Source organism: Pseudomonas poae, assembly GCA_028869255.1.
GTDB classification, from domain to species: domain Bacteria; phylum Pseudomonadota; class Gammaproteobacteria; order Pseudomonadales; family Pseudomonadaceae; genus Aquipseudomonas; species Aquipseudomonas poae_C.
Genome location: CP110972.1, coordinates 5,788,211 through 5,814,363, shown reverse-complemented (window position 1 = coordinate 5,814,363; position 26,153 = coordinate 5,788,211). Strand labels below are relative to the sequence as shown.

Genomic DNA, 26,153 nt, shown 5'->3' with positions numbered 1-26,153 from the left:
CATGAGCGAAGAAAACACGTACGACTCGACCAGCATTAAAGTGCTGAAAGGTTTGGATGCCGTACGCAAACGTCCCGGTATGTACATTGGCGACACTGATGACGGTAGCGGTCTGCACCACATGGTGTTCGAGGTGGTCGACAACTCCATCGACGAAGCTCTGGCCGGTCACTGCGACGACATCAGCATCATCATCCACCCGGATGAGTCCATCACCGTGCGCGACAACGGCCGCGGCATTCCGGTAGACGTGCATAAAGAAGAAGGCGTTTCGGCGGCAGAGGTCATCATGACCGTGCTCCACGCCGGCGGTAAGTTCGACGACAACTCCTATAAAGTCTCCGGCGGTTTGCACGGTGTAGGTGTGTCGGTGGTGAACGCGCTGTCCGAAGAGCTGATCCTGACGGTGCGCCGTAGCGGCAAGATCTGGGAACAGACCTACGTCCACGGTGTTCCACAAGAGCCGATGAAAATCGTTGGCGACAGTGAATCCACCGGTACGCAGATCCACTTCAAGCCCTCGGCGGAAACCTTCAAGAACATCCACTTCAGCTGGGACATCCTGGCCAAGCGGATTCGTGAACTGTCCTTCCTCAACTCCGGTGTGGGTATCGTCCTCAAGGATGAGCGCAGCGGTAAGGAAGAGCTATTCAAGTACGAAGGCGGCCTGCGTGCATTCGTTGAATACCTGAACACCAACAAGACTGCGGTCAACCAGGTGTTCCACTTCAACATCCAGCGTGAAGACGGCATCGGCGTGGAAATCGCCCTGCAATGGAACGACAGCTTCAACGAAAACCTGTTGTGCTTCACCAACAACATTCCACAGCGCGACGGCGGTACTCATCTGGTGGGTTTCCGTTCCGCGCTGACGCGTAACCTGAACACCTACATCGAAGCCGAAGGCTTGGCCAAGAAGCACAAAGTTGCCACCACCGGTGACGATGCGCGTGAAGGCCTGACCGCAATCATTTCGGTAAAAGTGCCAGACCCCAAGTTCAGCTCCCAGACCAAAGACAAGCTGGTGTCTTCCGAAGTGAAGACCGCTGTCGAACAGGAAATGGGCAAGTACTTCTCGGACTTCCTGCTGGAAAACCCGAACGAAGCCAAGCTGGTTGTCGGCAAGATGATCGACGCGGCGCGTGCCCGTGAAGCGGCGCGTAAAGCCCGTGAGATGACCCGCCGTAAAGGTGCGTTGGACATTGCCGGCCTGCCGGGCAAACTGGCTGACTGCCAGGAGAAGGACCCTGCCCTCTCCGAACTGTACCATGGTGGAAGGTGACTCTGCTGGCGGTTCCGCCAAGCAGGGTCGTAACCGTCGCACCCAGGCCATCCTCCCGTTGAAGGGCAAGATCCTCAACGTTGAGAAGGCACGCTTCGACAAGATGATTTCCTCCCAGGAAGTCGGCACCTTGATCACGGCGTTGGGCTGCGGTATCGGCCGCGACGAGTACAACATCGACAAGCTGCGCTACCACAACATCATCATCATGACCGATGCTGACGTCGACGGTTCGCACATCCGTACCCTGCTGCTGACCTTCTTCTTCCGTCAGTTGCCGGAGCTGATCGAGCGTGGCTACATCTACATCGCTCAGCCGCCGTTGTACAAAGTGAAGAAGGGCAAGCAAGAGCAATACATCAAAGACGATGACGCCATGGAAGAGTACATGACGCAGTCGGCCCTGGAAGATGCCAGCCTGCACTTGAACGACGAAGCACCCGGTATTTCCGGTGAGTCGCTGGAGCGTCTGGTAAACGACTTCCGCATGGTGATGAAGACCCTTAAGCGTCTGTCGCGCCTGTACCCGCAGGAACTGACCGAGCACTTCATCTACCTGCCGGCTGTGAGCCTGGAGCAGTTGGGCGATCACGCTCACATGCAGAATTGGCTGGCTCAGTACGAAGTGCGTCTGCGCACCGTCGAAAAATCCGGTCTGGTGTACAAAGCCAGCCTGCGTGAAGACCGTGAACGTAACGTATGGCTGCCAGAGGTCGAGCTGATCTCCCACGGCCTGTCCAACTACGTCACCTTCAACCGCGACTTTTTCGGCAGCAATGACTACAAGACCGTAGTGACCTTGGGCGCGCAACTCAGCACCCTGTTGGACGACGGCGCTTACATTCAGCGTGGCGAACGCAAGAAGCAGGTCAAGGAATTCAAGGAAGCCCTTGACTGGCTGATGGCCGAAAGCACCAAGCGCCACACCATCCAGCGATACAAAGGCCTGGGCGAAATGAACCCGGATCAGCTGTGGGAAACCACCATGGATCCGGCTCAGCGTCGCATGCTGCGCGTGACCATCGAAGACGCCATTGGCGCAGACCAGATCTTCAACACCCTGATGGGTGATGCGGTCGAACCTCGTCGTGACTTCATCGAGAGCAACGCCTTGGCGGTGTCCAACCTGGACTTCTGATCAGGTAGTACGGCTAAAACAAAAAGGCCAACGCTTAGCGTTGGCCTTTTTTATTGTGCGTATTTTTAAAATGCTCCACGTGGAACATCTTGGTTTTAGCTGTGCGAAGGCGCTGCCACACTCTCCAAGCGATAGCCGTACCCATAGATCGTCAACAGCTGCCAGCCGCGATCGGCCGTCAGCCCCAGCTTGTTACGCAGCCGGTAGATATGCGTATCCAGTGGGCGCGACGAGACCATTTCTTCGTGGGACCAAAAGCGCTCATAGAGGTATTCACGCGAAAGCGGCCGGGCGAGGTTGGCGAACAAGCAGCTGGCCAGGCGGTATTCACGCTCAGTCAGGTTGATCGGTTTGCCGGCGCGGGTGACGGTCAGCTCAGCGTCGTCAAAGGTCAGGTCGTTAAAGCTTTGGACTTCATGGGTCGCCGACTTCTGCAGGCCGTGGCGGCGCAATACCGCGCTGACTCGGGCGATCAGTTCATTGGGGCGAAAGGGCTTGCTGACGTAGTCGTCCGCGCCGCTGTTCAGGGCGGTGACGATATCGCTCTCCGCATCGCGACTGGTGAGCATGATCACGGCGGGAGGCGATTCCATGTGTTCGCGGGTCCAGCGCAGCAAAGCGATACCGCTGATATCGGGCAATTGCCAGTCGAGTATCAGCAGGTCAAAGGTTTCCCGGCGCAGTTGGCGCAGCAGGTCTTCACCGCGCTCGAAGCAATGCAGGGACCACGGCTGTTCGGCTGTACTGGGGATCTGGCGCAGTGTCTGTTCCACCCGCCGCAATTCAGCAGGTTCGTCATCCAGTATCGCGACACGCATGTCGTGGGTCCTTCTACTTAAAATATGGCAGCCGACGGCCATGAATAAACGGCACATACTGCGCAGTTGCCGGCCTTCGAATCTGAAGAATTGTGCTCAAATTCAATGACCCCTTGGATCTCTCGGTACGCTGATATCAAAGGGCGGTTCACCCATTGAAAGACCGCGATGACCCTGTGGAAAAGCTATGTAGGAAAGATACCGGCTCCCGGCAGTAAGTAAAAGGATCAGCCGACACATGCGCTGCCGTAAACGCCTGCGCGCCGATGTCAGATGCCCTCTGGAACCTTGACCTTGATGAGTACCATGCTCCCCTCCCCGCACTTCACGCGTCGTGCCCTGCCCTCACTGTTGATCCTGGCAGTGGGCGCAGCCAGTGCATCCACCAAAGTGCGCCCGCCCTATATCGATGACCATGCCCTGTGCCGTGCGCAACCATTACCGGCCGTGGTGCAGCACCTCAACGGGGTCGCCTGGAAGCTCGACACCAAGGGCAAGGCGAGTCCATTGCAGGAAGGTATGACCATTGATGAACAGGAGGGTGTGAAAACGTCCGAGTCGGCGTTTGTCAGCCTGTTGCTGGGCGACGGTTCCCGGGTGGTGTTGCCCTCCAGTTCCCAGGTACGTTTGCACCTATGGTCGAGAAGCAGTCGATCCCCCAGGTCATACTCGAACAAGGCCAGGCCGAAGCGTATGTGATCAAGCGTGCGAGTGATTACGATCGGTTCCAGATCCTTACGCCGGTGGGCGTTCTGGGGGTACGCGGTACGCATTTTCGAGTGAGCGATGACGGTGAGCAAACGTTACTCGAAGTGCTGGATGGCCAGGTGGCGGTCCAGCGTGCAAAGAAACAGAGCCCAACTGAAGGCGAAGTAAAAGTCGATGCCCGCCAAGGGCTGCTGTTCAAGCAACAAGGCGATCTAAACCCGGTAGAGCTGCTGCCGGCCCCCAGGCTGATCGGCCAGGATGGACAAAAAGGTGATTCGCCGGTCTGGCGTTTATACCTGCGGCCGGTGACCGGTGCCCAACGCTATCGGGCTCAGGTGGCGACCGATAAAGCGTTTATGAATATCAAGCAGGAAAACTTTTCCAGTGAACCAAAAATGAGCTTCACTGGGCTCAAGGCGTCGTTCTATCACGTGCGGGTGTCGGCGTACGATGCACATGGCCTGGAAGGAGAAACCGGGGTCTATGACATTTTCTACTACCCGCCCAGCACACAGGCGCAGGTTTTCGGTGGCTGACCAATGACGCTCTGGGGCAAGCCCGAAAAACGCCAGCCTACTCATGCTCAGCGCCTGTTCCGTGGCCTGGTGCGCGAGTGGCTGTGGATTGGTTTGCTGTTGCTGCCGATCACGGCATACCTGTCGCTGAGCCCTGGCCTTGCCCTGAATAATCCGTTGTATGACAGCCTGCGCCGTCTCACCCCACTGCCGGTAGACCCGCGTATTTTGCTAGTGACGATTGATGATCCCAGCCTGAAAAAATTGGGCCAGTGGCCCTGGCCGCGTAGCTTGCACGCCGACCTGATCGATCGCCTGAGTGCCGCGCAACCGGCAGGCATTCTGTTTGACGTGATCTTCAGCGAACCCGGCAACTCCGCCAATGACAAGCGCCTCGCTGATGCCGTGTGCAACGCTGGTAACGTTCTGCTGCCATTGGTGCGTGAGGGCACTGCCAGCTACAGCCAGCCAGGTGCACAAATGTCGGCGTTGCTCAAATGCGCCAAGGGCGTTGGCCATATCAACGTGGAAGCCGACAGCGACGGCGTGGTGCGCAGCCTGTATATGCGCGAGGGTCCGCCCGATGCCGGCGCTGCGCAACTGGCATGGCTGGCGTATGAGCTGAGCGGTGAGAAGGCGCCCATGCCCGGGGAGCCCCGTGAGGCGACCGATCAGCACTGGCACAGGGAGCATGCTATTCGTATCCCTTTCATTGCGCCGCATACCCATTTTCCCAGCGTGTCCTACGTCAGCGTATTACAGGGTGAAGTGCCGCCCGAGTTACTGCGCGACCGCCTGATTCTGGTCGGGGCCACCGCCTCGGGAATGGGCGATCGCTTCGTCACGCCCCTCTCCTCCACCGTCGGCACCACCGCCGGTTTGGAGATCCAGGCCAATGTGCTCAATGGCCTGCTGCAGGGAGCGCAGCATCGTTGATCTTCCCGGCTGGCTGGCGGCAACCCTGGCGACGAGCCTGGTTGCATTGCTGCTGGGCTTGCTGTTGTACCGCCCACGCTATGCGCTGTGGATGACCCTGGGCTGTATGGCCACGGCGTTGCTCGGCGCGTGGGCCCTGTTGCGTCTGGGGCATTGGTGGTCGCCGGCGGCTTGCCTGATCGGCCTGCTGCTGAGCTACCTGATCTGGAACTGGCGGCGCCTGAGCGTGATCCTGGCTTATTTCGGTTGGGAGCTGGCGCGCTTGGACAACGAGCCCAAAGTACTGCCCGAACGGCGCCGTGCGCCTACCCGCAACGGGGACGTACTGCAGGCGCGGATCTTTGCCCTGGAGCAAGCCGTCAGCCGCACACGCGACACCCGGCGCTTTATGGCCGATGGCCTGGAGTGCCTGCCGGTGGCGACGCTGATTACCGATCCCAAAGGCAATATCCTGCTGGCCAACCGGATTGCCCGCGAAGTGTTCGGCAATGATCTGGTCGCCGCCAACCTCCTCGAAGAGCTCGCCGACCTCGGTTACCCACCGCTGCATAACGGCGTGCGCCCTGCCCTCTCGGCGATGGAGTTGGTGGAGTTCCGTGACATCCATCAGCGCAGCTTGCGCATGGAGCTCGCGCCTATGCTGCCCGCCGACGGAGACGTCGCACTGGGCTGGCTGTTGAGCCTTACCGACCTGAGCCAGGAGCGCGATGCCCAACAGCACCGCGAGACCATGCTGCGCTTTTTGTCCCATGACCTGCGGGCGCCACACTCGGCGATCCTCGCGCTGCTGGATGTGCATAACGGTGAATCACCGGTGTTCGCCCAGATCGAACAGCAGGTTCGACGCGCCCTGAGCCTCACCGAATCCTTCGTGCAATTGGCGAAGGCAGAGGCCGACGGCTATCAGTTTCAGCCGACGCTGTTCGCCATGCTGGTGATGGATGCTTTCGACTAAGGTGGCGGTGATCGCTCAGCTCAAAGGTATTCACCTGGTCCATGATCTGGAGGAGGCTGATGAGGGCATGGTGTCGGCCGATCAATCATTGCTCACACGTGCGTTGTTTAACGTGCTGGAAAATGCGATCAAATATTCCGCGTCCGGTACCACCGTCCGGTTGAGCCACGGCAGCGCACAAGGCTGGTTGGAATGCCGCATCAGCGACCAGGGGCCGGGGATAGCGGCCGAGGACTTGCCGGAGCTGTTCAGCCAGTATCGACGCTTCGACTCGGCCCAGGGCAGTGAGGGCCTGGGGTTGGGCCTAACCATGGTCAAGGCCGTTATGGAACGCCACGGTGGGCGAATCGAATGCGAAAGCGTGGTGGGCAAAGGCACGACTTTCAGCCTGTATTTACCGTTGCTGGAAGACTGAAAAAACGTACTTTTTCGCTGTGCATAAAAAACCGGTCTCAAGGACCGGTTTTTTAATGCGGAAAAAACTTATGCACCTTTTTCGCAATTTTATGAGCTTGGGAAATATGTAAGTAAATCAGCTTGTTATAGGTTAAAAACGGCAAATCGCCAACAAACCGTACACAGGTTATCCACAGATGCTCAGATCACCGGCGTGTCGACCACAACCGGCTCTGGAGGCAGTGAACCCATGGCCCGTTGTTGCGCTTCATTCCAGGCCGCAGCACGGTCATTCAGCGCGGCGATGGCACGTGGACCTTCACCTTCGGCATACATCGGTTCGCCAATCACCACGGTGATGGTGCCTTCACGTTTGGCCCAGCCGGTCTTTGGCCAGAACTTGCCGGCGTTATGCGCAATCGGCAACACGGGCAGATTGGCGTTGACCGCCAATGCGGTACCGCCGCGTGAGAACTTGCCTACGGTGCCGTAGGGCACACGCGTCCCCTCAGGGAAGATCAGCACCCATACGCCATCCTTGAGCAGCTCGTCGCCCTTCTTGGCCACATGCTTGAGTGCGGCCTTGGGGTTGTCACGGTCAATCGCGATCGGACGCAACATGGCCATGGCCCAACCGAAGAACGGCACGTACAGCAGCTCACGCTTGAGTACTTGGCTCAGTGGCGAGAAGTACGCTGAAAGGAAGAACGTCTCCCAGGTGCTCTGGTGGTTCGACAGAATCACGCAGGGCTGGTCCGGGACGTTCTCGGCGCCCTTGACCTCGAAACGGATGCCCAGGAACACCTTGGACAGCCACAACGCGCAGCGGCACCAGTAGACGTTGATAAAGCGATAGCGCGCCTTGAACGGCAGGAAGGGCGCAATAAAAAAGCTCAGGGTGCACCAGAGGAAGGAACTGGTGCCCAGCAGCAGGTAAAAGAAAAAGGTTCTGATGGCCTGCAAAATCGACATGGCGGCATTTACCGTTGCGGGACAAGGCCCGCCTGTTAAAAGCGCACTCCCGAACAGTCCTTGGTCAGGAAGTCGAGGGCGGCTAGTTGTTGATAAGTTCTGCGGCAACCGCCGCCAGATCGTCAAAAATCAAGGTGCCTACCGGCAGGTTTTTCGCCTGGGTCTTTTCGCCTTTCCCGGTCTTAACCAAAACTGGCTGAGAGTCGACGGCTTTGGCCGCCTCCAGGTCACCGAGGCTGTCCCCGACGAACCATATCCCAGCCAAGGGCACCTTGTAATGTTCTGCAATAGTTTTCAACATGCCAGGCTTGGGTTTGCGGCAATCGCAGCCCTCATCCGGCCCGTGGGGGCAGTACACCACCAGCCCCACCTCGCCGCCCTGCTCGGCCACCAACGTGCGCAAGCGCGCGTGCATGGCGTCCAGGGTGGCGATGTCGTAGTAGCCGCGGGCGATGCCGGACTGGTTGGTGGCGATGGCCACCGTCCAGCCGGCTTTGCTCAACTGCGCGATGGCCTCGATCGAGCCGGGCAGTGGAACCCATTCCGCCACCGATTTGATGTAAGCGTCGGAGTCGTAATTGATCACCCCGTCCCGATCGAGAATCAGCAGTTTCAGCATGGTCAGCTCAGCGTCGAAATGTCGGCAATATTGACGAACAAGCCGCGCAGACGCGCCAGCATGGCGTAGCGATTTTTCCGCACACCCGCGTCTTCGGCATTGATCATCACCGCTTCGAAGAACGCATCCACCGGCTCACGCAAGGTGGCCAGGCGCGCCAGTGCTTCGGCGTAGTTGCGTTCGGCGATCAGCGGCTTCACAGCGTTTTCGGCTTTGGCGATGGCCGAGTTCAGCGAGAACTCCTTGGCATCGGCAAACAGGCCAGGATCGACGTCGACATTGCCCAGGCCTTCGGCCTTGCTCAGCAGGTTCGACACGCGCTTGTTCACGGCGGCCAGGGCATCCGCCTCCGGCAGCTTGCGGAACGCCTGTACGGCTTGCACACGCTGATCGAAGTCCAAGGCAGAACCCGGTTGCAGGGCACGTACCGACAGGTACACGGAAACGTCGACGCCTTCGTCTTCGTAACGCGCACGCAGGCGGTCGAACACGAATTCCAGCACTTGCTCGGCCAAACCGGCTTGCTTGACCTTGCCACCAAACTGGCCAACCGCAAACACCACGGCCTGGGTCAGGTCGAGGTCGAGCTTCTTGTCGATCAGGATACGCAACACGCCCAGGGCCGCACGGCGCAGGGCATACGGGTCTTTGCTGCCGGTAGGCAACATGCCGATACCGAAGATACCGACGAGGGTGTCCAGCTTGTCGGCGATGGCCACGGCCGCACCGGTCAAGGTGGTCGGCAACTCGGCACCGGCGCCACGCGGCATGTACTGCTCGTTCAGGGCCAGGGCCACGTCGTCCGGCTCGCCGTCGTTGAGGGCATAGTAGTAACCGGCAACGCCTTGCATTTCCGGGAACTCGCCGACCATCTCAGTGGCCAGGTCGCACTTGGACAACATGCCGGCGCGGGCAGCCCAGGCGGCATCACCGCCAATGCGCGGCGCGATGTAGGCGGCCAGCTTGGAAACCCGTACGGCCTTGTCGTAGACGCTGCCGAGTTTTTCCTGGAACACCACGTTTTGCAGGCGCAGGTTGAAGTCTTCGAGCTTCTGCTTCTTGTCTTGCTTGAAGAAGAACTCGGCGTCGGTCAGGCGCGGGCGAACGACTTTCTCGTTACCGGCGATGATCTGCTGCGGGTCCTTGCTCTCGATGTTTGCCACGGTGATAAAGCGCGGCAGCAACTTGCCGTCCACATCCAACAGGCAGAAGTACTTCTGGTTGTCCTGCATGGTGGTGATCAGGGCTTCTTGCGGCACGTCGAGGAAACGTTCTTCAAACGAGCACACCAGCGGCACCGGCCATTCAACCAGCGCGGTCACTTCGTCGAGCAGGCTTGGCGGCACGATGGCGGTGCCTTCCTGCAGGCGGGCCAGCTCTTCGGTGCGCTTGCTGATCAGCTCGCGACGCTCATTGGCATCGGCCAGTACATAGGCGGCGCGCAGGTCGGCGGCATAGTTGGCCGGCGAGGTGATGCGCACGGCTTCTGGGTGGTGGAAGCGGTGACCACGGGAATCACGGCCAGCCTTCTGGGCGAGGATGGTGCAGTCGATGACCTGGTCACCGAGCAGCATCACCAGCCATTGGGTTGGGCGTACGAACTCTTCCTTGCGTGCCCCCAGCGCATGCGCTTGGGGATCGGCAGGTCGTTCAGCGAGTCCTCAACGATGGTCGGCAACAGGCTGGCGGTCGGCTTACCGGTGATGACCTGGCTGAAACGCAGTTTCGGGCCGCTCTGGTCGATCTCGCTCAGTTCCACGCCACACTTCTTGGCGAAACCCAGGGCAGCCTGGGTCGGGTTACCTTCGGCATCAAAAGCCGCCTGACGCGGAGGGCCGTCGAGGTTGATGCTGCGATCCGGCTGCTGGGTTTCCAACGCGGTCAGCAATACCGCCAGGCGACGTGGCGCGGCGTAGACTTTTTTCGCTTCAAACTTCAGGCCGGCGCTTTGCAGGCCTTTTTCGATACCGGCCAGGAACGCGTCGGCCAGGGTATTGAGTGCCTTGGGTGGCAGCTCTTCGGTGCCCAGTTCAACCAGGAAATCTTGAGCACTCATTGTGCAGCCTCCAGCTTAGCCAACACTTCATCACGCAGATCCGGGGTTGCCATCGGGAAGCCCAACTTGGCGCGAGCCAGCAGGTAGGCTTGGGCGACGGAACGCGCCAGGGTGCGTACACGCAGGATGTATTGCTGGCGCGCGGTTACCGAGATGGCACGGCGGGCGTCCAGCAGGTTGAAGGTATGGGATGCCTTCAATACCATTTCATAGCTTGGCAACGGCAGCGGCTGGTCGAGTTCGATCAGGCGCTTGGCTTCGCTTTCATAGAAGTCGAACAGTTCGAACAGCTTGTCGACGTTGGCGTGTTCGAAGTTGTAAGTGGACTGCTCCACTTCGTTCTGGTGGAACACGTCGCCGTAGGTCACTTTGCCGAACGGGCCGTCTGCCCACACCAGGTCGTAGACCGAGTCCACGCCCTGCAGGTACATGGCCAGGCGCTCAAGGCCGTAGGTGATTTCGCCGGTCACCGGGTAGCACTCGATGCCGCCCGCTTGCTGGAAGTAAGTGAACTGCGTCACTTCCATGCCATTGAGCCAGACTTCCCAGCCCAGGCCCCAGGCGCCCAGGGTCGGCGATTCCCAGTTGTCTTCAACGAAACGGATGTCGTGGACCAGTGGGTCCAGGCCTACATGCTTGAGCGAGCCCAGGTACAGTTCCTGGAAGTTGTCCGGGTTCGGCTTCAGTACCACCTGGAACTGGTAGTAGTGCTGCAGGCGGTTCGGGTTTTCGCCGTAGCGGCCGTCAGTCGGGCGACGACTGGGCTGCACATAAGCGGCGTTCCAGGTTTCCGGGCCGATGGCCCGCAGGAATGTAGCGGTGTGGAAAGTGCCGGCGCCTACTTCCATATCGTAGGGCTGAAGTACCACACAACCTTGCTCGGCCCAGTATTGCTGGAGGGCGAGGATCAAGTCTTGGAAGGTACGCACGGCTGGCGTAGGCTGGCTCACGAAATTCACCTGTTACTTGGGCTGCGATTTAAAGAGCGGGAGTATACCCGATTCGGCCGCGCCACCATCCCCTGGAGCCTTATGCCACGCTGCTTTTGGTGTTCTGAAGATCCGCTGTACATGGCTTATCACGATCAGGAGTGGGGAACGCCGCTGCGCGATGCGCAGGGTTTGTTCGAGTTGCTTTTACTCGAAGGGTTCCAGGCGGGCCTGTCCTGGATCACCGTTTTACGCAAACGCGAGCATTATCGAAAGGTCTTGTTCGGTTTTGACGCGCAGCGGCTTGCGCGGTTGAGCGATGCCGAGATCGAAGCACTGATGCTCGACCCAGGCATTGTGCGCAATCGCTTGAAGCTCAACGCTACCCGTCGCAACGCCGCCGCCTGGCTGGCGCTGGAGGACCCGGTTGGGTTGCTTTGGTCGTTTGTCGGCGGCGTGCCCAAGGTCAATCACTTCAAGGACCGCAGCCAAGTCCCGGCGATTACGCCTGAGGCCGAAGCCATGAGCAAAGCCTTGAAAAAAGCCGGCTTTACCTTTGTCGGCCCGACCATCTGTTACGCGTTCATGCAGGCTTCGGGCATGGTCATGGACCACACTCAAGACTGCGACCGTTACGCGGACCTGGCCAACGCCGGTTAGAATGCCGGCTTTGCGCACCACACACGATCAGGAGTGACCTGTGGAAAAGTTTAAAGGCGCCTTGCTGGTAGGCGCTCTTCGGTTGTTTGCCCTATTGCCCTGGCGCGCGGTTCAAGCGGTCGGCACGGCGATCGGCTGGATCATGTGGAAAACCCCCAACCGCTCCCGCGACACGGTGCGGATCAACCTCTCCAAATGTTTCCCGGACATGGACCCGGCGGCGCGTGAGCGCCTGGTGGGTCAGAGCCTGATGGATATCGGCAAGTCCCTGACCGAAAGCGCCTGCGCCTGGATCTGGCCGGCCCAGCGCTCCATCGACCTGGTGCGCGAGGTCGAAGGCCTGGAAGTGCTGCACGAAGCCCTGGCCTCGGGTAAAGGCGTGGTGGGCATCACCAGCCACCTGGGCAACTGGGAAGTGTTGAACCACTTCTATTGCAGCCAGTGCAAACCGATCATTTTCTACCGCCCGCCGAAGCTCAAGGCGGTAGACGATTTGCTGCGCAAACAGCGCGTACAGCTGGGTAACCGCGTGGCGGCTTCCACCAAGGAAGGCATCCTCAGCGTGATCAAGGAAGTGCGCAAGGGCGGCCAGGTGGGAATCCCGGCGGACCCGGAGCCGGCGGAATCCGCAGGGATCTTCGTACCGTTCTTCGCCACCCAGGCGCTGACCAGCAAGTTCGTGCCGAACATGCTCGCAGGCCACAAGGCTGTGGGCGTGTTCCTGCACGCGCTGCGGCTGCCGGACGGTTCGGGCTACAAAGTGATCCTGGAGGCGGCGCCGCAAGACATGTACAGCACCGATACCGCCACGTCTTGCGCGGCGATGAGCAAGGTGGTGGAGCGCTATGTGGGGGCTTACCCGAGCCAGTACATGTGGAGCATGAAGCGCTTCAAGAAACGCCCGCCGGGTGAAGAGCGATGGTACTGATTAACCCAGATCTATAAATCAATACAGAGCTAATGTGGGAGCTGGCTTGCCTGCGATTGCATCGACTCGGTTTATCGGACAGACCGAGTCGCCCGCATCGCAGGCAAGCCAGCTCCCACAGGGATCACCTCAGGCCTGGCGGTCGAGTTTCTTCAGGAACACCGTCATCTCTTTCTCGGCCTGTTTGTCGCCATGGGCCTGGGCCGCTTCGATGCCCTTCTCCCACGCCAGCCGCGCTGCAGCACTATCACCCAACCCCGCCTGCGCCTTGCCCAACAATTTCCACGCCGCCGAATACTTCGGGTCAAACTCGACGCACTTGCGCAAATGCTCCGCCGCCTTGGCGTTGTCCTTCAAGTCCAGATAACCCTTGCCCAAACCGAAGCGCAGCAATGAATTATCCACACCCTTGGCGAGCATTTTTTCCAGGGATTCGAGCATTTAATGCCACCTTGAGCAAAGTAAGGCTGTTGTGGCGAGGGTGCTTGCTCCCGTTGGGCTGCGTAGCAGCCCCAAGCATTTTGCGAGTGCTTCGCACTCGAACGGGAGCAAGCGCCCTCGCCACACTGGAATGTTCATACTTAGAAAAAACTCAGGCCCACGTGGAAGAGTTTTTCCACATCGCGGATATGTTTTTTATCCACCAGGAACAAAATCACATGGTCACCGGTGGCAATCACCGTGTCGTCGTGGGCAATGATCACCTCTTCGTCACGAATGATCGCGCCGATGGTGGTGCCTGGCGGCAAGCCGATATCGCGGATGGCCTTGCCGATCACCTTGCTCGACTTCGAATCACCATGGGCAATCGCCTCGATGGCTTCCGCCGCGCCACGGCGCAGGGAATGCACGCTGACGATATCGCCACGGCGCACATGGGCCAGCAGAGTGCCGATGGTCGCCAGTTGCGGGCTGATGGCGATGTCGATATCGCCGCCCTGGATCAGGTCTACATACGCCGGGTTGTTGATGATGGTCATCACCTTCTTCGCCCCCAGCCGCTTGGCCAGCAAGGACGACATGATGTTGGCCTCGTCATCGTTGGTCAGCGCCAGGAAGATATCGGCGTCGGCGATGTTTTCTTCCATCAGCAGGTCGCGATCCGAGGCGCTGCCCTGGAGTACGACGGTGCTGTCGAGGGTGTCGGACAAGTGCCGGCAGCGTGCCGGGCTCATCTCAATGATCTTCACCTGGTAACGGCTTTCGATAGCCTCGGCCAGGCGCTCGCCGATCTGCCCGCCACCGGCGATCACGATGCGTTTGTAGGTTTCATCCAGCCGGCGCATTTCGCTCATGACTGCGCGAATATTCGCCTTGGCGGCGATGAAAAACACTTCGTCGTCGGCCTCGATCACGGTATCGCCCTGGGGCAGGATCGGCCGGTCACGTCGGAAAATCGCCGCTACACGGGTTTCCACGTTCGGCATATGTTCACGCAACTGACGCAGTTGCTGGCCCACCAGCGGGCCGCCGTAATAGGCTTTGACCGCCACCAGTTGGGCCTTGCCGCCGGCAAAGTCGATCACCTGCAAGGCGCCGGGAATCTCGATCAGGCGCTTGATGTAATGGGTGACCACCTGTTCGGGGCTGATCAACACATCCACTGGAATCGCGTCGTTGTCGAAAAGCCCTGCACGGGTCAGGTAAGCCGCCTCACGGACTCGGGCGATTTTGGTGGGCGTGTGGAACAGCGTATGGGCGACCTGGCAGGCGACCATATTGGTTTCATCGCTATTGGTCACCGCCACCAGCATGTCGGCGTCGTCGGCGCCTGCCTGACGCAGCACCGTAGGAAACGACGCACGACCCTGTACGGTACGGATATCCAGGCGGTCACCGAGGTTGCGCAGGCGCTCGGCATCGGTGTCGACCACGGTGATGTCGTTGGCTTCGCTGGCCAAATGCTCGGCCAATGTGCCGCCGACCTGCCCTGCCCCAAGGATGATGATTTTCATCCGGTCACTCCCTTAAACCCGTTCAGCCGCGTGCGGCGGCAATCTTGATCAGTTTGGCGTAGTAGAAGCCATCGTGTCCGCCTTCTTGCGCGAGCAGTTGGCGGCCGTGCGGCTGCTTGATCCCGGCCGCCGTGGCGAGGTCCAACTCGCGGGCGCCACGGGTGCGGGCGAGGAAGGCTTCGATCACCTCGGTGTTTTCGGTCGGCAATGTGGAGCAAGTGGCGTAGAGCAGAATGCCGCCGACTTCCAGGGTTGGCCACAGGGCGTCGAGCAGTTCGCCCTGCAGCGCGGCCAGGGCGACGATGTCGTCCGGTTGGCGAGTGAGTTTGATATCCGGGTGGCGGCGGATCACGCCGGTGGCCGAACACGGCGCGTCCAGCAGGATGCGCTGGAACGGTTTGCCATCCCACCAGGTGGCGGTGTCGCGGCCGTCGGCGGCAATCAGCTCGGCGCTCAGGCCCAGGCGTGCGAGGTTTTCACGCACCCGCACCAGGCGCTTGGCTTCCAGGTCGACAGCGACTACACCCGCCAGGTCTTTTTCGACTTCCAGGATGTGACACGTCTTACCGCCCGGTGCGCAGCAGGCGTCCAGCACACGTTGGCCTGGGGCCAGGTCAAGCAAGTCGGCAGCCAGTTGGGCGGCTTCGTCCTGCACGCTGATCCAGCCTTCGGCGAAGCCCGGCAGGCTGCGCACGTCGGCGGCCGCTTCGAGCACGATGCCGTCGACGCTGTACACGCAAGGTGTGGCGCTGATGCCGGCATCGGCCAGCAATTGCAGGTAGGCGTCACGGCTGTGATGGCGACGGTTGACCCGCAAAATCATCGGTGGATGCGCATTGTTGGCCGCGCAAATGGCTTCCCATTGCTCCGGCCAGAAGGCTTTCAGGGATTTTTGCAACCAGCGTGGGTGGGCGGTGCGCACCACCGGGTCATGCTCCAACTCAGCCAGCAGCGCTTCGCTTTCACGCTGGGCGCGGCGCAGCACGGCATTGAGCAGGGCCTTGGCCCAGGGTTTTTTCAGCTTGTCGGCGCAACCAACGGTTTCACCGATGGCGGCGTGGGCCGGGACGCGGGTGTAGAGCAACTGATAGAGGCCCACCAGCAGCAGCGCCTCCACATCGGCATCGGCGGCCTTGAACGGCTTTTGCAGCAGTTTGGCCGCCAGCGCCGACAAACGCGGCTGCCAGCGGGCGGTGCCAAAGGCCAGGTCCTGGGTGAAACCGCGATCACGGTCCTCAACCTTGTCCAGCGCGGTGGGCAGCGAACTGTTCAGCGAAGCCTTGCCGTTGAGGACGGCGGCGAGTGCCTTGGCGGCGGCCAGACGTGGGTTCATTGAGCGATCGCCCCGAGAACCGTGCCCAAGGCAAATTTCTCACGACGGCTGTTGAACAAATCGCTGAAGTTAAGCGCCTTGCCACCGGGCAATTGCAGACGCGTCAGGCACAGTGCCTGCTCACCGCAGGCCACCAACAGGCCGTCCTTGCGGGTGCCGATGATCTCGCCGGGGACGCCTTTGCCGTCGGCCAAGGTGGCGGCGAGCACTTTCAGGGCTTCGCCATTGAGGGTGCTGTGGCAGATCGGCCATGGGTTGAAGGCGCGCACCAGGCGTTCCAGCTCCACGGCCGGGCGGCTCCAGTCGATGCGTGCTTCGTCTTTGTTCAGCTTGTGGGCGTAGGTGGCGAGGCTGTCGTCCTGCACTTCACCTTGCAGGGTGCCGGCAGCCAGACCGGCAATGGCCTGGATCACGGCGGGCGGGCCCAGCTCGGCCAGGCGGTCGTGCAGGCTGCCGCCGGTGTCTTCGGCGGTGATTGGAGTGGTGACTTTGAGCAGCATTGGGCCGGTGTCCAGACCCGCCTCCATGCGCATCACGGTCACGCCGCTTTCACTGTCACCGGCTTGCACGGCGCGCTGGATCGGCGCCGCACCGCGCCAGCGTGGCAGCAGCGACGCATGGCTGTTGATGCAGCCCAGGCGCGGGATATCCAGCACAACCTGGGGCAGGATCAAGCCATAGGCCACCACCACCAGCAGGTCCGGCTTCAATGCCGCCAGTTCCGCCTGGGCCTCGGCGTTGCGCAGGGTCGGCGGTTGCAGCACAGGAATGTCGTGCTCAAGCGCCAGCTGCTTGACCGGGCTCGGCATCAGTTTTTGCCCGCGACCGGCCGGGCGATCCGGCTGGGTGTACACCGCGACGATGTCATAAGGGCTGGCAAGCAGCGCCTTGAGGTGTTCGGCTGCGAATTCGGGAGTGCCGGCAAAAACAATGCGCAATGGCTCGGTCATGGGAGGTCTCGGTTAAAAACAGTCACAAAGAAAAAGGCTTGCCGCAGCAAGCCTTTGGAAGAAGGGCATCAAGCTTGCTGGCGATGCTTTTTTTCCAGCTTCTTCTTGATCCGGTCGCGTTTAAGCGTGGACAGGTAATCGACAAACAGCTTGCCGTTGAGGTGGTCGCATTCGTGCTGAATGCACACCGCCAGCAGGCCGTCGGCAATCAGCTCGTAGGGTTTGCCATCACGGTCCAGGGCCTTGATCTTCACGCGCAGCGGGCGTTCGACGTTCTCGTAGAACTCGGGTACCGAGAGGCAGCCTTCCTGGTATTCGCCCATCTCGTCGGTCAGCGGTTCGAACTCGGGGTTGATAAACACCCGAGGTTCGCTGCGATCTTCCGACAGGTCCATGACCACGACGCGCTGATGCACGTTGACCTGGGTCGCGGCGAGGCCGATGCCCGGGGCTTCATACATTGTTTCAAACATGTCATCGACCAACTGACGAACCTTGTCGTCCACTACGGCCACCGGTTTGGCGATCGTGCGCAGGCGCGAGTCGGGAAATTCGAGGATGTTCAAAATAGCCATAAGCGTAATTGCTGCACATGTGAGGTAAAGGCAAATCGGCGTTGGGATGGACCCAGACCGCCGGTGTGAAAGGTTCGAAAGCCGCGAAGGCTATGGCATTTCACGCGAACGCACATAATAAAGGAGATTGACCCCATGAGGAAATCGCTACTCGTCTTGCTGCTGTGGGCCCCGCTTGCCACGGCCCTGCTTCCCCAGCCTGCACAGCGTCTGGATCAACCGACGCAACAGGCCATCCAGCGCTTTTTACTGCACAACCGCATTCTGGATACCCCCGAGGATCTGGACCACGCGCCCTACGTCGTCGCGGCCGAGACCGGGCGGGTGCTGGGGGCCAATGGCGAGCTTGTGCACGCCCGGGGCAACCTGGACCCGGCCCAGCCCGGCTATGGCATTGTGCGCCGCGGCAAGGTCTACACCGACCCGCAAACCCACGAGCTGCTGGGGGTTAACGCCGATGACATCGGCACTGCACGGTTTGTCACCGCCGGCGACCTCACCACCCTCGCCTTGCAGCGGGTGACACAGGAGGTGCGCCCGGGCGACCGCTTGCTCCGGGTGCAGCCGCCGGTTGATCCGGCCAGCCTCAAGACGCCGCAATCCACGCCCTTCATTCAAGGGCACATCATCGATATCCCCAAGGGCGTGACCCAGATCGGCGTGCTGGACGCTGTGACCCTCAACAAAGGCCGGCGCGAGGGGCTGGTCGAGGGCCAACTGCTGACCATCATCAAAACCGGCGCCAGCGTTCGCGACCCTCTCAATGGCGCCCCGCTGAAGCTTCCAGATGAACGCGTCGGCACCCTGCTGGTGTTTCGGACTTATGAAAAGCTCAGTTATGGCCTGGTCCTCAGCGCCTCGCGGGCACTGGCGGTAATGGACCGTTTCGAGACTGCTCGTCAAACGCAATGAATAGCCTGCTAAATAAGTTACCAACAGAGTTATCCACAGCTTGTTCCGGTCAAGGATGATCAAATGATTCCGATAAACAGCAGTGAAATTTCCCCGTCAGAACTGGAAGCCCGGCTACGCTTGCACAGGCTGCCGGAACTGGGTCCCAGGCGTTTTCGTGTGTTGATCGAAGCCTTCGGCTCGGCCTCCAAGGCCATCAGCGCCCCCGCCAGTGCCTGGCGTTCGCTTGGCTTGCCGGCCGTGAGTGCCGATGCCCGGCGTAGCCCTGAAATCCGTGATGGTGCCAGCAGGGCGTTAGCCTGGTTGGAGCAACCGGCCCAGCATTTGTTGATGTGGGACCAGCCTGAGTACCCTGCGCTCCTCGCCCAGATCGACGCTGCACCGCCGCTTTTATTTGTTGCCGGTGACCCTGCAATCCTGGAAAAACCGCAGCTGGCGATGGTAGGCAGCCGCCGCGCATCCCGCCCCGGAATGGACACCGCTGCAGCGTTTTCCCGCAGCCTGGCGAGCGCTGGTTTTGTTATCACCAGCGGCCTTGCGTTGGGCATCGACGGTGCGGCGCATCAAGCCGCATTGGATGTCGGCGGGCACACAATCGGCGTACTCGGCACCGGCCTCGAAAATTTTTATCCACAGCGCCACCGACGCCTCGCAGCGGCGATGATTGAGCAAGGCAGCGCGGTGGTTTCCGAGTTCCCGTTGGACGCCCCGCCCCAGGCCGCGAACTTTCCACGGCGCAACCGGATTATCAGCGGCCTGTCCCTGGGCGTGCTGGTGGTGGAAGCCGGCATGGCCAGCGGTTCGCTGATCACGGCAAAGCTCGCGGCCGAACAGGGGCGCGAGGTGTATGCGATCCCGGGTTCCATCCACCATCCTGGCGCCAAGGGCTGCCACCAACTGATCCGCGAGGGCGCGATGCTGGTGGAAACCATCGAACATATTCTGGAAGGGTTGCGCGGCTGGCAGGCGTTGTCACGCCCGGCGGCGATACCGGTCACCCACCCGCTGGTGGCACTGTTGCATGCGGCGCCTCACACCAGCGAAGCCTTGGCGATTGCCAGTGGCCGGTCGATGGCCCAGGTGCTGGCGAGCCTGACTGAGCTTGAGCTGGAAGGCCTGGTGATCTGCGAGAGCGGGCGCTGGCTCGCGCGCGGCCAGCTTTTGTAGCTGGGTTTTGTAAAGAAGATCGGTAAACTGCCCAGAGCTTTAGTCTGGAGAGTGAGCAATGGTCAACAGGTGGCGTGTGCTGGAAACCGCACGGGAAATTCGCGCAGGCGCGGTGATCGCCTACCCAACCGAAGCGGTATGGGGCTTGGGCTGTGACCCGTGGAATGAAGAAGCAGTGGACCGTTTGCTCGCGATCAAGAACCGCTCGGTGGACAAGGGCCTGATCCTGGTGGCGGACAACATTCGTCAGTTCGACTTTCTGTTTGAAGACTTCCCCCAGGACTGGATCGACCGCATGGCCAGCACCTGGCCAGGGCCCAATACCTGGCTGGTGCCCCATCAGGACTTGTTGCCGGAATGGGTGACCGGGGTGCACGACACGGTCGCGCTGCGGGTTACCGACCATCCGCTGGTACGGGATTTGTGCTCGTTGGTTGGGCCGTTGATTTCCACCTCGGCCAACCCCCAAGGCCGCCCTGCAGCGCGCTCACGGATCCGCGTGGAGCAGTATTTCCGTGGCCAAGTGGACCTGGTACTGGGTGGCGCTCTGGGCGGGCGCAAGAACCCGAGCCTGATTCGCAATCTGGCGACGGGCGCGGTGGTGCGGCCTTCCTGAGACCGTGGCGCGCCCATCGCGGGCAAGCCCGGCTCCCACATTTGAATGGGTTAACACATCAAAATGTGGGAGCGGGCTTGCCCGCGAAGAGGCCCTTACAACCTCTGGAGATTTATCGCTTCAGGGCAACAGAATGGTCGACCCGGTCGTGCGCCGCCCCGACAACTCCGTCTGCGCCTTCGCCGCCTCCGCCAGCGAAAACCGCTGGTTGATATCAATGCGCACCTTGCCGCTCTTGATCATCGAGAACAGGTCATCCGCCATTGCCTGCAGGTTCTGCGGGTTGTTGGCATAGGTCGCCAGTGTCGGCCGGGTGACGTACAGCGAGCCCTTGGCTGACAGAATCCCCAAATTCACCCCATCCACCGCGCCTGACGCATTCCCGAAACTCACCACCAGCCCACGTGGCGCCACGCTGTCCAGCGAGGTCAGCCAGGTGTCCTTGCCGACGCCGTCGTACACCACCGGGACTTTTTTGCCGTCGGTCAATTCCAGCACACGTTGTGCGACGTTTTCCTTGCTGTAGTCGATGGTTTCCCAGGCACCCAGGGATTTGGCCAGGGCGGCTTTCTGCGGCGAACTGACCGTGCCGATCAACTTCACGCCCAGGGCCTTGGCCCATTGGCAGGCCAGGGAGCCCACGCCACCGGCGGCGGCGTGGAACAGGATGGTTTCGCCGCCCTTGAGCTCATAGGTCTGGCGCAGCAGATACTGCACGGTCAGGCCCTTGAGCATGGCGCCGGCGGCTTGTTCGAAGCTGATCTCATCCGGCAGGTGCACCAGGTTGGCGGCGGGCAGCACATGCAGCTCGCTATAGGCGCCCAGCGGGCCGCTGCCGTAGGCCACGCGATCACCGACTTTAAATTGCGTGACTTCGCTGCCCACGGCATCGACCACACCGGCACCCTCGGCGCCCAAACCTGATGGCAGGGCTGGCGGCGCATAAAGACCACTGCGGAAATAGGTGTCGATGAAGTTCAGGCCAATGGCCTCGTTGCGCACGCGAACCTGCTGCGGGCCCGGCTCTGCCGGCGTGTAGTCCACATACTCAAGCACTTCGGGGCCGCCATGGGCGCTGAACTGGATACGTTTGGCCATCTGCACTTCTCCTGAGGTCGAATCGCGTAGCCCCCTATCCCACTCCTAAGCTTGATCTTCGTCAACTGCGGCGCAACGGGGTGCGGTGGTATCCTGTGCGCCCATTTGCCGCCGACGCCCAATGGCCTCGCGTAGCTTTGCCCGATTCAAGGTGATGCCATGACTACCCGCACCGAGGCTGTAAAGGCCTACCTGCTTGACCTGCAAGACCGCATTTGCAGCGCCCTGGAAACCTTCGAGACGGACACTCGCTTTATCGAAGACGCCTGGACCCGGCCTGCCGGCGGGGGCGGTCGCACCCGTGTGATCGAAAACGGTTCGGTGATCGAAAAAGGCGGCGTTAACTTTTCCCACGTGTTCGGCAGCGGCCTCCCACCGTCCGCCAGTGCGCATCGGCCTGAACTGGCCGGTCGTGGGTTTGAAGCCCTGGGCGTGTCGCTGGTGATTCACCCGCACAACCCGCATGTGCCAACTTCCCACGCCAACGTGCGTTTTTTCACCGCCGAAAAAGAGGGCGAAGAACCGGTGTGGTGGTTCGGGGGCGGCTTTGACCTCACGCCCTACTACGGCAATGAAGAAGACTGCATCCACTGGCACCGCGTGGCCGAGCAGGCGTGTGCGCCGTTCGGGCCGGATGTGTATGCGCGCTATAAAGCCTGGTGCGATACCTACTTCCATATCAAGCACCGCAACGAGCCGCGTGGCATCGGCGGCCTGTTCTTCGATGACTTGAACGAGTGGGGTTTCGACACCTGCTTCGCGTTTATCCGCGCCATCGGTGACGCCTACATCGACGCCTACCTGCCGATCGTGCAGCGCCGCAAGGCTGCGACCTATACCGAGCAGCAGCGCCAGTTCCAGGAGTTCCGCCGTGGCCGCTACGTCGAGTTCAACCTGGTCTACGACCGTGGCACCCTGTTCGGCCTGCAATCGGGTGGGCGCACCGAGTCGATCCTGATGTCGCTGCCGCCCCAGGTGCGCTGGAGCTATGACTGGAAAGCCGAGGCCGGCAGCGAAGAGGCGCGCCTCACCGACTACTTCCTGCAAGACCGCGACTGGCTGGGCGTGGCTGCGCCCCAGGCGGCTGTCTGATGGATCGTTATGTGGTGTTCGGCAACCCCATCGGCCACAGCAAGTCACCGCTGATTCACCGGATGTTCGCCGAGCAGACCGGCGAGCAACTGGACTACAGCACCTTGCTCGCGCCATTGCAGGATTTCACCGGCTGTGCCCGTGAGTTCTTTCTGCAAGGCCGTGGCGCCAATGTCACCGTACCGTTCAAGGAAGACGCCTACCGCCTGGCCAACACTTTGACCGAACGTGCCCAGCGCGCTGGCGCGGTGAACACCCTGAGCAAGCTGGCCGACGGCACATTGTTGGGCGACAACACCGACGGCGCGGGCCTGGTGCGCGACCTCACGGTGAACGCCGGGCTTAGCCTGCAAGGTAAACGTGTCCTGCTGCTGGGCGCCGGTGGAGCGGTACGCGGGGCGCTGGAGCCGTTGCTGGCCGAGCGGCCCGCTTCGCTGATCATCGCCAACCGCACCGTGGAAAAAGCCGAGTTACTCGCCGAGCTGTTCGACGATCTGGGCCCGGTGTCTGCCAGCGGTTTCGACTGGCTGCGTGAGCCGGTGGACGTGATCATCAATGCCACGTCCGCGAGCCTGTCAGGCGATGTACCGCCGATTGCAGGAAGCCTGGTCGAACCTGGCAAGACCTTTTGCTACGACATGATGTACGCCAAGGAACCGACCGCGTTCTGCCGTTGGGCCAGCGAGCAAGGCGCAGCCGTGGCGATGGACGGCCTGGGCATGCTGGTGGAGCAGGCGGCGGAAGCCTTCTACCTGTGGCGCGGTGTGCGCCCGGACTCGGCGCCGGTGTTGGCTGAGTTGCGTCGCCAGTTGGCCTGACACAAATCCAATGTGGGCACAGTCCGGGTGAAAGCGGGCTTGCTCCCACATGTTTACCCGCATTCAGTCTTCGAAATGCAGGGGGCATTTGTCGGCCCCTTCCAGTTTTTTCAGCTCCTCCACCACCTGCGGCCGGGCCCGGCGCAATGTCAGGCTGCGCCCCATACCCTGCAATCGCCGCGCTTCCTGGTGCAGCATTTCTACCCCGGAATAGTCGATAAAATTGATCTGCTGCGCCTCGATCACCACGCGCTCGGCCTGCAAGCTTTGCAGGCGCACTTGCAGGTAATGGCTGGCGCCGAAAAAGATCGAGCCGCCCACCCGCAACACATCCTCATCACCGTCGCGCCACTGCTGAACCCGCGGCTGCGAAGTGCGCTTGAGGTAGAAAAACAACGATGCCAGCACCCCGGCGTAAATCGCCGTTTGCAACTCCAGCAGCAATGTGGCGACACACGTCAGGCCCATCACCACAAACTCGGCACGGCTCACGCGAAACAGTGCGCGAATGCCGCGATGATCCACCAGGCCCCAGCAGATCAACAGGATGCTGGCGGCCATGCTCGGGATTGGAATATGTGCGATCAGCGCCGCGCCAAACAGGGCGAACAGCGCCACCCACAGGGCGGAAAACACGCCCGCCAAGGGTGAGCAGGCCCCCGCCTCGTAGCTGAGGCCGGAGCGGGTAAAGGAACCGGCCGACAAGTACCCGGAGAAAAAACCGCCCACAATATTGGACAAACCCTGCGCACGAACTTCCTGGTTGGCGTCGAGCAATTGCTGGGAGCGCGCCGACAGCGAGCGCGCAATCGACAGGCTGGTGACCAGCCCCAGCATACCCACCGCCACGGCACTCGGCAGCAGGCGCAGGAGCATATCCAGGTCCATCGGCAAGGGGCTCAAAGGCGGCAGTCTGCCGATAAATGAACTGACCAGCGCCACATGCCCGAACATCGCCGGCCACAGCCACGCCACCAGGCTACCGAGGGCCAGGGCGATCAGCCGCGTCGGCCAGCGCGGCACCAGGTACTTGAGCAATGCGCCCACCAGCAAAGTCCCCAGCCCGAGTGCCAGTGAGGCGTGATCCCACTCCCCGCCGTGATCCACCAGCGCGAGAAAACTCTTGATCGCCGTCGCCTGGCTGGGTAAGTCCAGCCCCAGCAAGTTAGGCAACTGCCCCAGGGCAATCACCACGGCAGCGCCCAGGGTGAAACCCAATACCACCGAATGCGACACAAAATTCACCAGCGCGCCAAAACGCAGCATGCCGAGCAACCATTGGAAAACACCCGCCAGGAAGGTCAGCAACAGGATCAAGGTGATGTAGTCCTGAGAGCCCGGCACGGCCAAGGGGCTGACACTGGCGTAGAGCACGATGGAAATCGCCGCTGTGGGGCCGCAGATCAGGTGCCAGGACGAACCCCACAGGCAGGCGATCAGTACCGGGATGATGGCGGCGTACAGGCCGTATTCGGGTGGGAGCCCGGCGATCAGCGCGTAGGCAATCGACTGCGGCAACGCGAGTACCGCGCCGCTGAGGCCGACCAGCGCGTCCCGCCCGACGCTGGCGCGGGTTTGGCGCGGGAGCCAGGCGAGGAAGGGGAAGAGTGTATGGCGGTTGGGCCGGGGCATCGCAGGCTCGGGTAGAAAGGTTTGGCTCAGAGTATCAGTACACACCGGCCCCTGTGGGAGCTGGCTTGCCTGCGATAGCATCCCCTCGGTCTAACTGACAGACCGAGCCGTCTGCATCGCAGGCAAGCCAGCTCCCACAAAAGCCAGTTCCCACAGGGATGGTTTAGAGCTTGGCTTTTACAGCGGCCAATGCATCCTGGCCATCCACTGTTTTCACCCCGTCCAGCCACTTGTCCAACACCGCCGGGTTAGCCTTGATCCACGCCTTTGCCGCATCGGCATTGCTGACCTTTTTATGGGTCACTTCAGCCATGATGCTGTTCTCCATCTCCTGGGTGAAACTCAGGTTGGTCAGCAGTTTTCCTACATTCGGGCACGCCTGGGCATAGCCTTTGCGGGTCAGGGTATACACGCTGCCGGTGTCACCAAAATATTTCTCGCCGCCTTTGAGGTAGTGCATTTTCAACTGCACGTTCATCGGGTGCGGGGTCCAGCCGAGGAAGGTGACGAATTTCTGCTTCTTCACCGCCCGCGACACTTCGGCCAGCATCGCCTGTTCGCTGGATTCGACCAGCTTCCATTGGCCGAGGTTGAAGTCATTCTTCTTGATGATTTCCTGCAACGAGATATTCGCCGGCGCGCCGGAGCCGATGCCGTAGATCTTCTTGTCGAACTTGTCGGCAAATTTGTTCAAGTCGGCAAAGTCATGCACACCGGCGTCCCACACATAGTCCGGTACGGCGAGGGTGAACTCGGTGCCGTCGAGGTTTTTCGCCAATTGCACCACGTCGCCATTGGCCACGAACTTGTCATAGAAGCCCTGCTGCGCCGGCATCCAGTTGCCGAGGAACACATCCACCTGGCCGTCCTTGAGCCCGCCAAAGGTGATCGGCACCGCCAGGGTGTCGACCTTGGCCTTGTAGCCCATGCCGGTCAGCAGAAAACCGGCGATGGCATTGGTGGCGGCAATGTCGCTCCAGCCCGGATCGGCCATCTTCACCGTGTCACAGCTGGTGTCCGCGTACGCATTGGCGCTGCTCAGCACCAGCATGCCCACTACCGCAGTTAACTTTTGCATGGCCTTCCCTCTGTA

The 26,153-nt window shown here is 60.9% G+C and carries 19 protein-coding genes and 4 pseudogenes; 10 read left to right on the top strand and 13 right to left on the bottom strand.

Annotation, left to right across the window (positions count from 1 at the left end; all coding sequences use genetic code 11):
• The first annotated feature begins 1 nt into the window (after window position 1).
• Window positions 2–2,420 (top strand): annotated as a pseudogene (gene gyrB, locus LRS56_26385) (DNA topoisomerase (ATP-hydrolyzing) subunit B).
• Window positions 2,421–2,515: 95 nt separating this feature from the next.
• Here the strand turns inward: gyrB and LRS56_26380 are convergent.
• Window positions 2,516–3,238, bottom strand: a complete 723-nt coding sequence (locus tag LRS56_26380) for a response regulator transcription factor (protein ID WDU62245.1) — start codon at window positions 3,236–3,238, stop codon at window positions 2,516–2,518.
• Window positions 3,239–3,535: 297 nt separating this feature from the next.
• Here LRS56_26380 and LRS56_26375 point away from each other — a divergent pair.
• Together LRS56_26375 and LRS56_26370 are read left to right on the top strand one after the other, a co-directional pair.
• Window positions 3,536–4,482: pseudogene (locus LRS56_26375) on the top strand (FecR domain-containing protein).
• Between the two features lie 3 nt (window positions 4,483–4,485).
• Window positions 4,486–6,767, top strand: a pseudogene (locus LRS56_26370) (CHASE2 domain-containing protein).
• A gap of 182 nt (window positions 6,768–6,949) precedes the next feature.
• On the opposite strand, the gene LRS56_26365 reads toward LRS56_26370, so the two are convergent.
• The 4 genes and pseudogenes from LRS56_26365 to glyQ all read right to left on the bottom strand — a co-directional run bounded on the left by LRS56_26365 (window position 6,950) and on the right by glyQ (window position 11,345).
• Window positions 6,950–7,720, bottom strand: coding sequence for a lysophospholipid acyltransferase family protein (locus LRS56_26365; protein WDU62244.1), 771 nt, complete (start codon window positions 7,718–7,720; stop codon window positions 6,950–6,952).
• An 82-nt stretch (window positions 7,721–7,802) separates the two neighbouring features.
• On the bottom strand, window positions 7,803–8,339 hold the full coding sequence (gmhB, locus tag LRS56_26360) for a D-glycero-beta-D-manno-heptose 1,7-bisphosphate 7-phosphatase (GenBank protein WDU62243.1): 537 nt from the start codon (window positions 8,337–8,339) through the stop codon (window positions 7,803–7,805).
• A gap of 2 nt (window positions 8,340–8,341) precedes the next feature.
• Window positions 8,342–10,395: pseudogene (gene glyS / locus LRS56_26355) on the bottom strand (glycine--tRNA ligase subunit beta).
• Window positions 10,392–11,345, bottom strand: a complete 954-nt coding sequence (gene glyQ / locus LRS56_26350) for a glycine--tRNA ligase subunit alpha (protein WDU62242.1) — start codon at window positions 11,343–11,345, stop codon at window positions 10,392–10,394. Before glyQ ends, glyS begins: the two are co-directional and overlap by 4 nt.
• A gap of 81 nt (window positions 11,346–11,426) precedes the next feature.
• On the opposite strand from glyQ, the gene tag reads away from it, so the two are divergent.
• Both tag and LRS56_26340 read left to right on the top strand, forming a co-directional pair.
• Entirely contained in the window at window positions 11,427–11,984 is a 558-nt protein-coding gene (gene tag / locus LRS56_26345) for a DNA-3-methyladenine glycosylase I (GenBank protein WDU62241.1), read from the top strand.
• A 40-nt stretch (window positions 11,985–12,024) separates the two neighbouring features.
• Complete coding sequence (locus tag LRS56_26340) at window positions 12,025–12,912, top strand: lysophospholipid acyltransferase (protein ID WDU62240.1); 888 nt, start codon at window positions 12,025–12,027, stop codon at window positions 12,910–12,912.
• A gap of 129 nt (window positions 12,913–13,041) precedes the next feature.
• On the opposite strand, the gene LRS56_26335 is transcribed toward LRS56_26340, so the two are convergent.
• From LRS56_26335 to def, 5 genes are all read right to left on the bottom strand, one after another.
• The gene (locus tag LRS56_26335; GenBank protein ID WDU62239.1) at window positions 13,042–13,353 is read right to left on the bottom strand and encodes a hypothetical protein; all 312 of its coding nucleotides are present in this window, start codon (window positions 13,351–13,353) and stop codon (window positions 13,042–13,044) included.
• 140 nt (window positions 13,354–13,493) lie between these two features.
• On the bottom strand, window positions 13,494–14,867 hold the full coding sequence (gene trkA / locus LRS56_26330; protein WDU62238.1) for a Trk system potassium transporter TrkA: 1,374 nt from the start codon (window positions 14,865–14,867) through the stop codon (window positions 13,494–13,496).
• A gap of 22 nt (window positions 14,868–14,889) precedes the next feature.
• Entirely contained in the window at window positions 14,890–16,200 is a 1,311-nt protein-coding gene (gene rsmB, locus LRS56_26325) for a 16S rRNA (cytosine(967)-C(5))-methyltransferase RsmB (protein ID WDU62237.1), read from the bottom strand.
• A complete protein-coding gene (gene fmt / locus LRS56_26320) occupies window positions 16,197–17,150 on the bottom strand; it encodes a methionyl-tRNA formyltransferase (GenBank protein ID WDU62236.1) in 954 nt (317 codons plus the stop codon). The genes rsmB and fmt overlap by 4 nt, the downstream gene beginning before the upstream one ends.
• Window positions 17,151–17,218: 68 nt before the next feature.
• Entirely contained in the window at window positions 17,219–17,725 is a 507-nt protein-coding gene (def, locus tag LRS56_26315) for a peptide deformylase (GenBank protein WDU62235.1), read from the bottom strand.
• A 135-nt stretch (window positions 17,726–17,860) separates the two neighbouring features.
• Between def and LRS56_26310 the strand changes: the two genes are divergently transcribed.
• The 3 genes from LRS56_26310 to LRS56_26300 all read left to right on the top strand — a co-directional run bounded on the left by LRS56_26310 (window position 17,861) and on the right by LRS56_26300 (window position 20,420).
• Complete coding sequence (locus LRS56_26310; GenBank protein ID WDU62234.1) at window positions 17,861–18,637, top strand: peptidoglycan-binding protein; 777 nt, start codon at window positions 17,861–17,863, stop codon at window positions 18,635–18,637.
• A 63-nt stretch (window positions 18,638–18,700) separates the two neighbouring features.
• The gene (gene dprA, locus LRS56_26305; protein WDU62233.1) at window positions 18,701–19,804 is read left to right on the top strand and encodes a DNA-processing protein DprA; all 1,104 of its coding nucleotides are present in this window, start codon (window positions 18,701–18,703) and stop codon (window positions 19,802–19,804) included.
• Between the two features lie 58 nt (window positions 19,805–19,862).
• Complete coding sequence (locus LRS56_26300) at window positions 19,863–20,420, top strand: L-threonylcarbamoyladenylate synthase (protein WDU62232.1); 558 nt, start codon at window positions 19,863–19,865, stop codon at window positions 20,418–20,420.
• Between the two features lie 120 nt (window positions 20,421–20,540).
• On the opposite strand, the gene LRS56_26295 is transcribed toward LRS56_26300, so the two are convergent.
• Window positions 20,541–21,518, bottom strand: coding sequence for an NADPH:quinone reductase (locus tag LRS56_26295; GenBank protein ID WDU62231.1), 978 nt, complete (start codon window positions 21,516–21,518; stop codon window positions 20,541–20,543).
• Window positions 21,519–21,677: 159 nt separating this feature from the next.
• On the opposite strand from LRS56_26295, the gene hemF reads away from it, so the two are divergent.
• Together hemF and aroE are read left to right on the top strand one after the other, a co-directional pair.
• On the top strand, window positions 21,678–22,610 hold the full coding sequence (gene hemF, locus LRS56_26290) for an oxygen-dependent coproporphyrinogen oxidase (GenBank protein ID WDU62230.1): 933 nt from the start codon (window positions 21,678–21,680) through the stop codon (window positions 22,608–22,610).
• On the top strand, window positions 22,610–23,428 hold the full coding sequence (gene aroE, locus LRS56_26285; GenBank protein ID WDU62229.1) for a shikimate dehydrogenase: 819 nt from the start codon (window positions 22,610–22,612) through the stop codon (window positions 23,426–23,428). Before hemF ends, aroE begins: the two co-directional genes overlap by 1 nt.
• Window positions 23,429–23,491: 63 nt before the next feature.
• Here aroE and LRS56_26280 read toward each other — a convergent pair whose 3' ends face one another.
• Together LRS56_26280 and choX are read right to left on the bottom strand one after the other, a co-directional pair.
• A complete protein-coding gene (locus LRS56_26280; protein WDU62228.1) occupies window positions 23,492–25,060 on the bottom strand; it encodes a SulP family inorganic anion transporter in 1,569 nt (522 codons plus the stop codon).
• Between the two features lie 163 nt (window positions 25,061–25,223).
• Window positions 25,224–26,138, bottom strand: a complete 915-nt coding sequence (gene choX, locus LRS56_26275; GenBank protein WDU62227.1) for a choline ABC transporter substrate-binding protein — start codon at window positions 26,136–26,138, stop codon at window positions 25,224–25,226.
• Window positions 26,139–26,153: the final 15 nt, after the last annotated feature.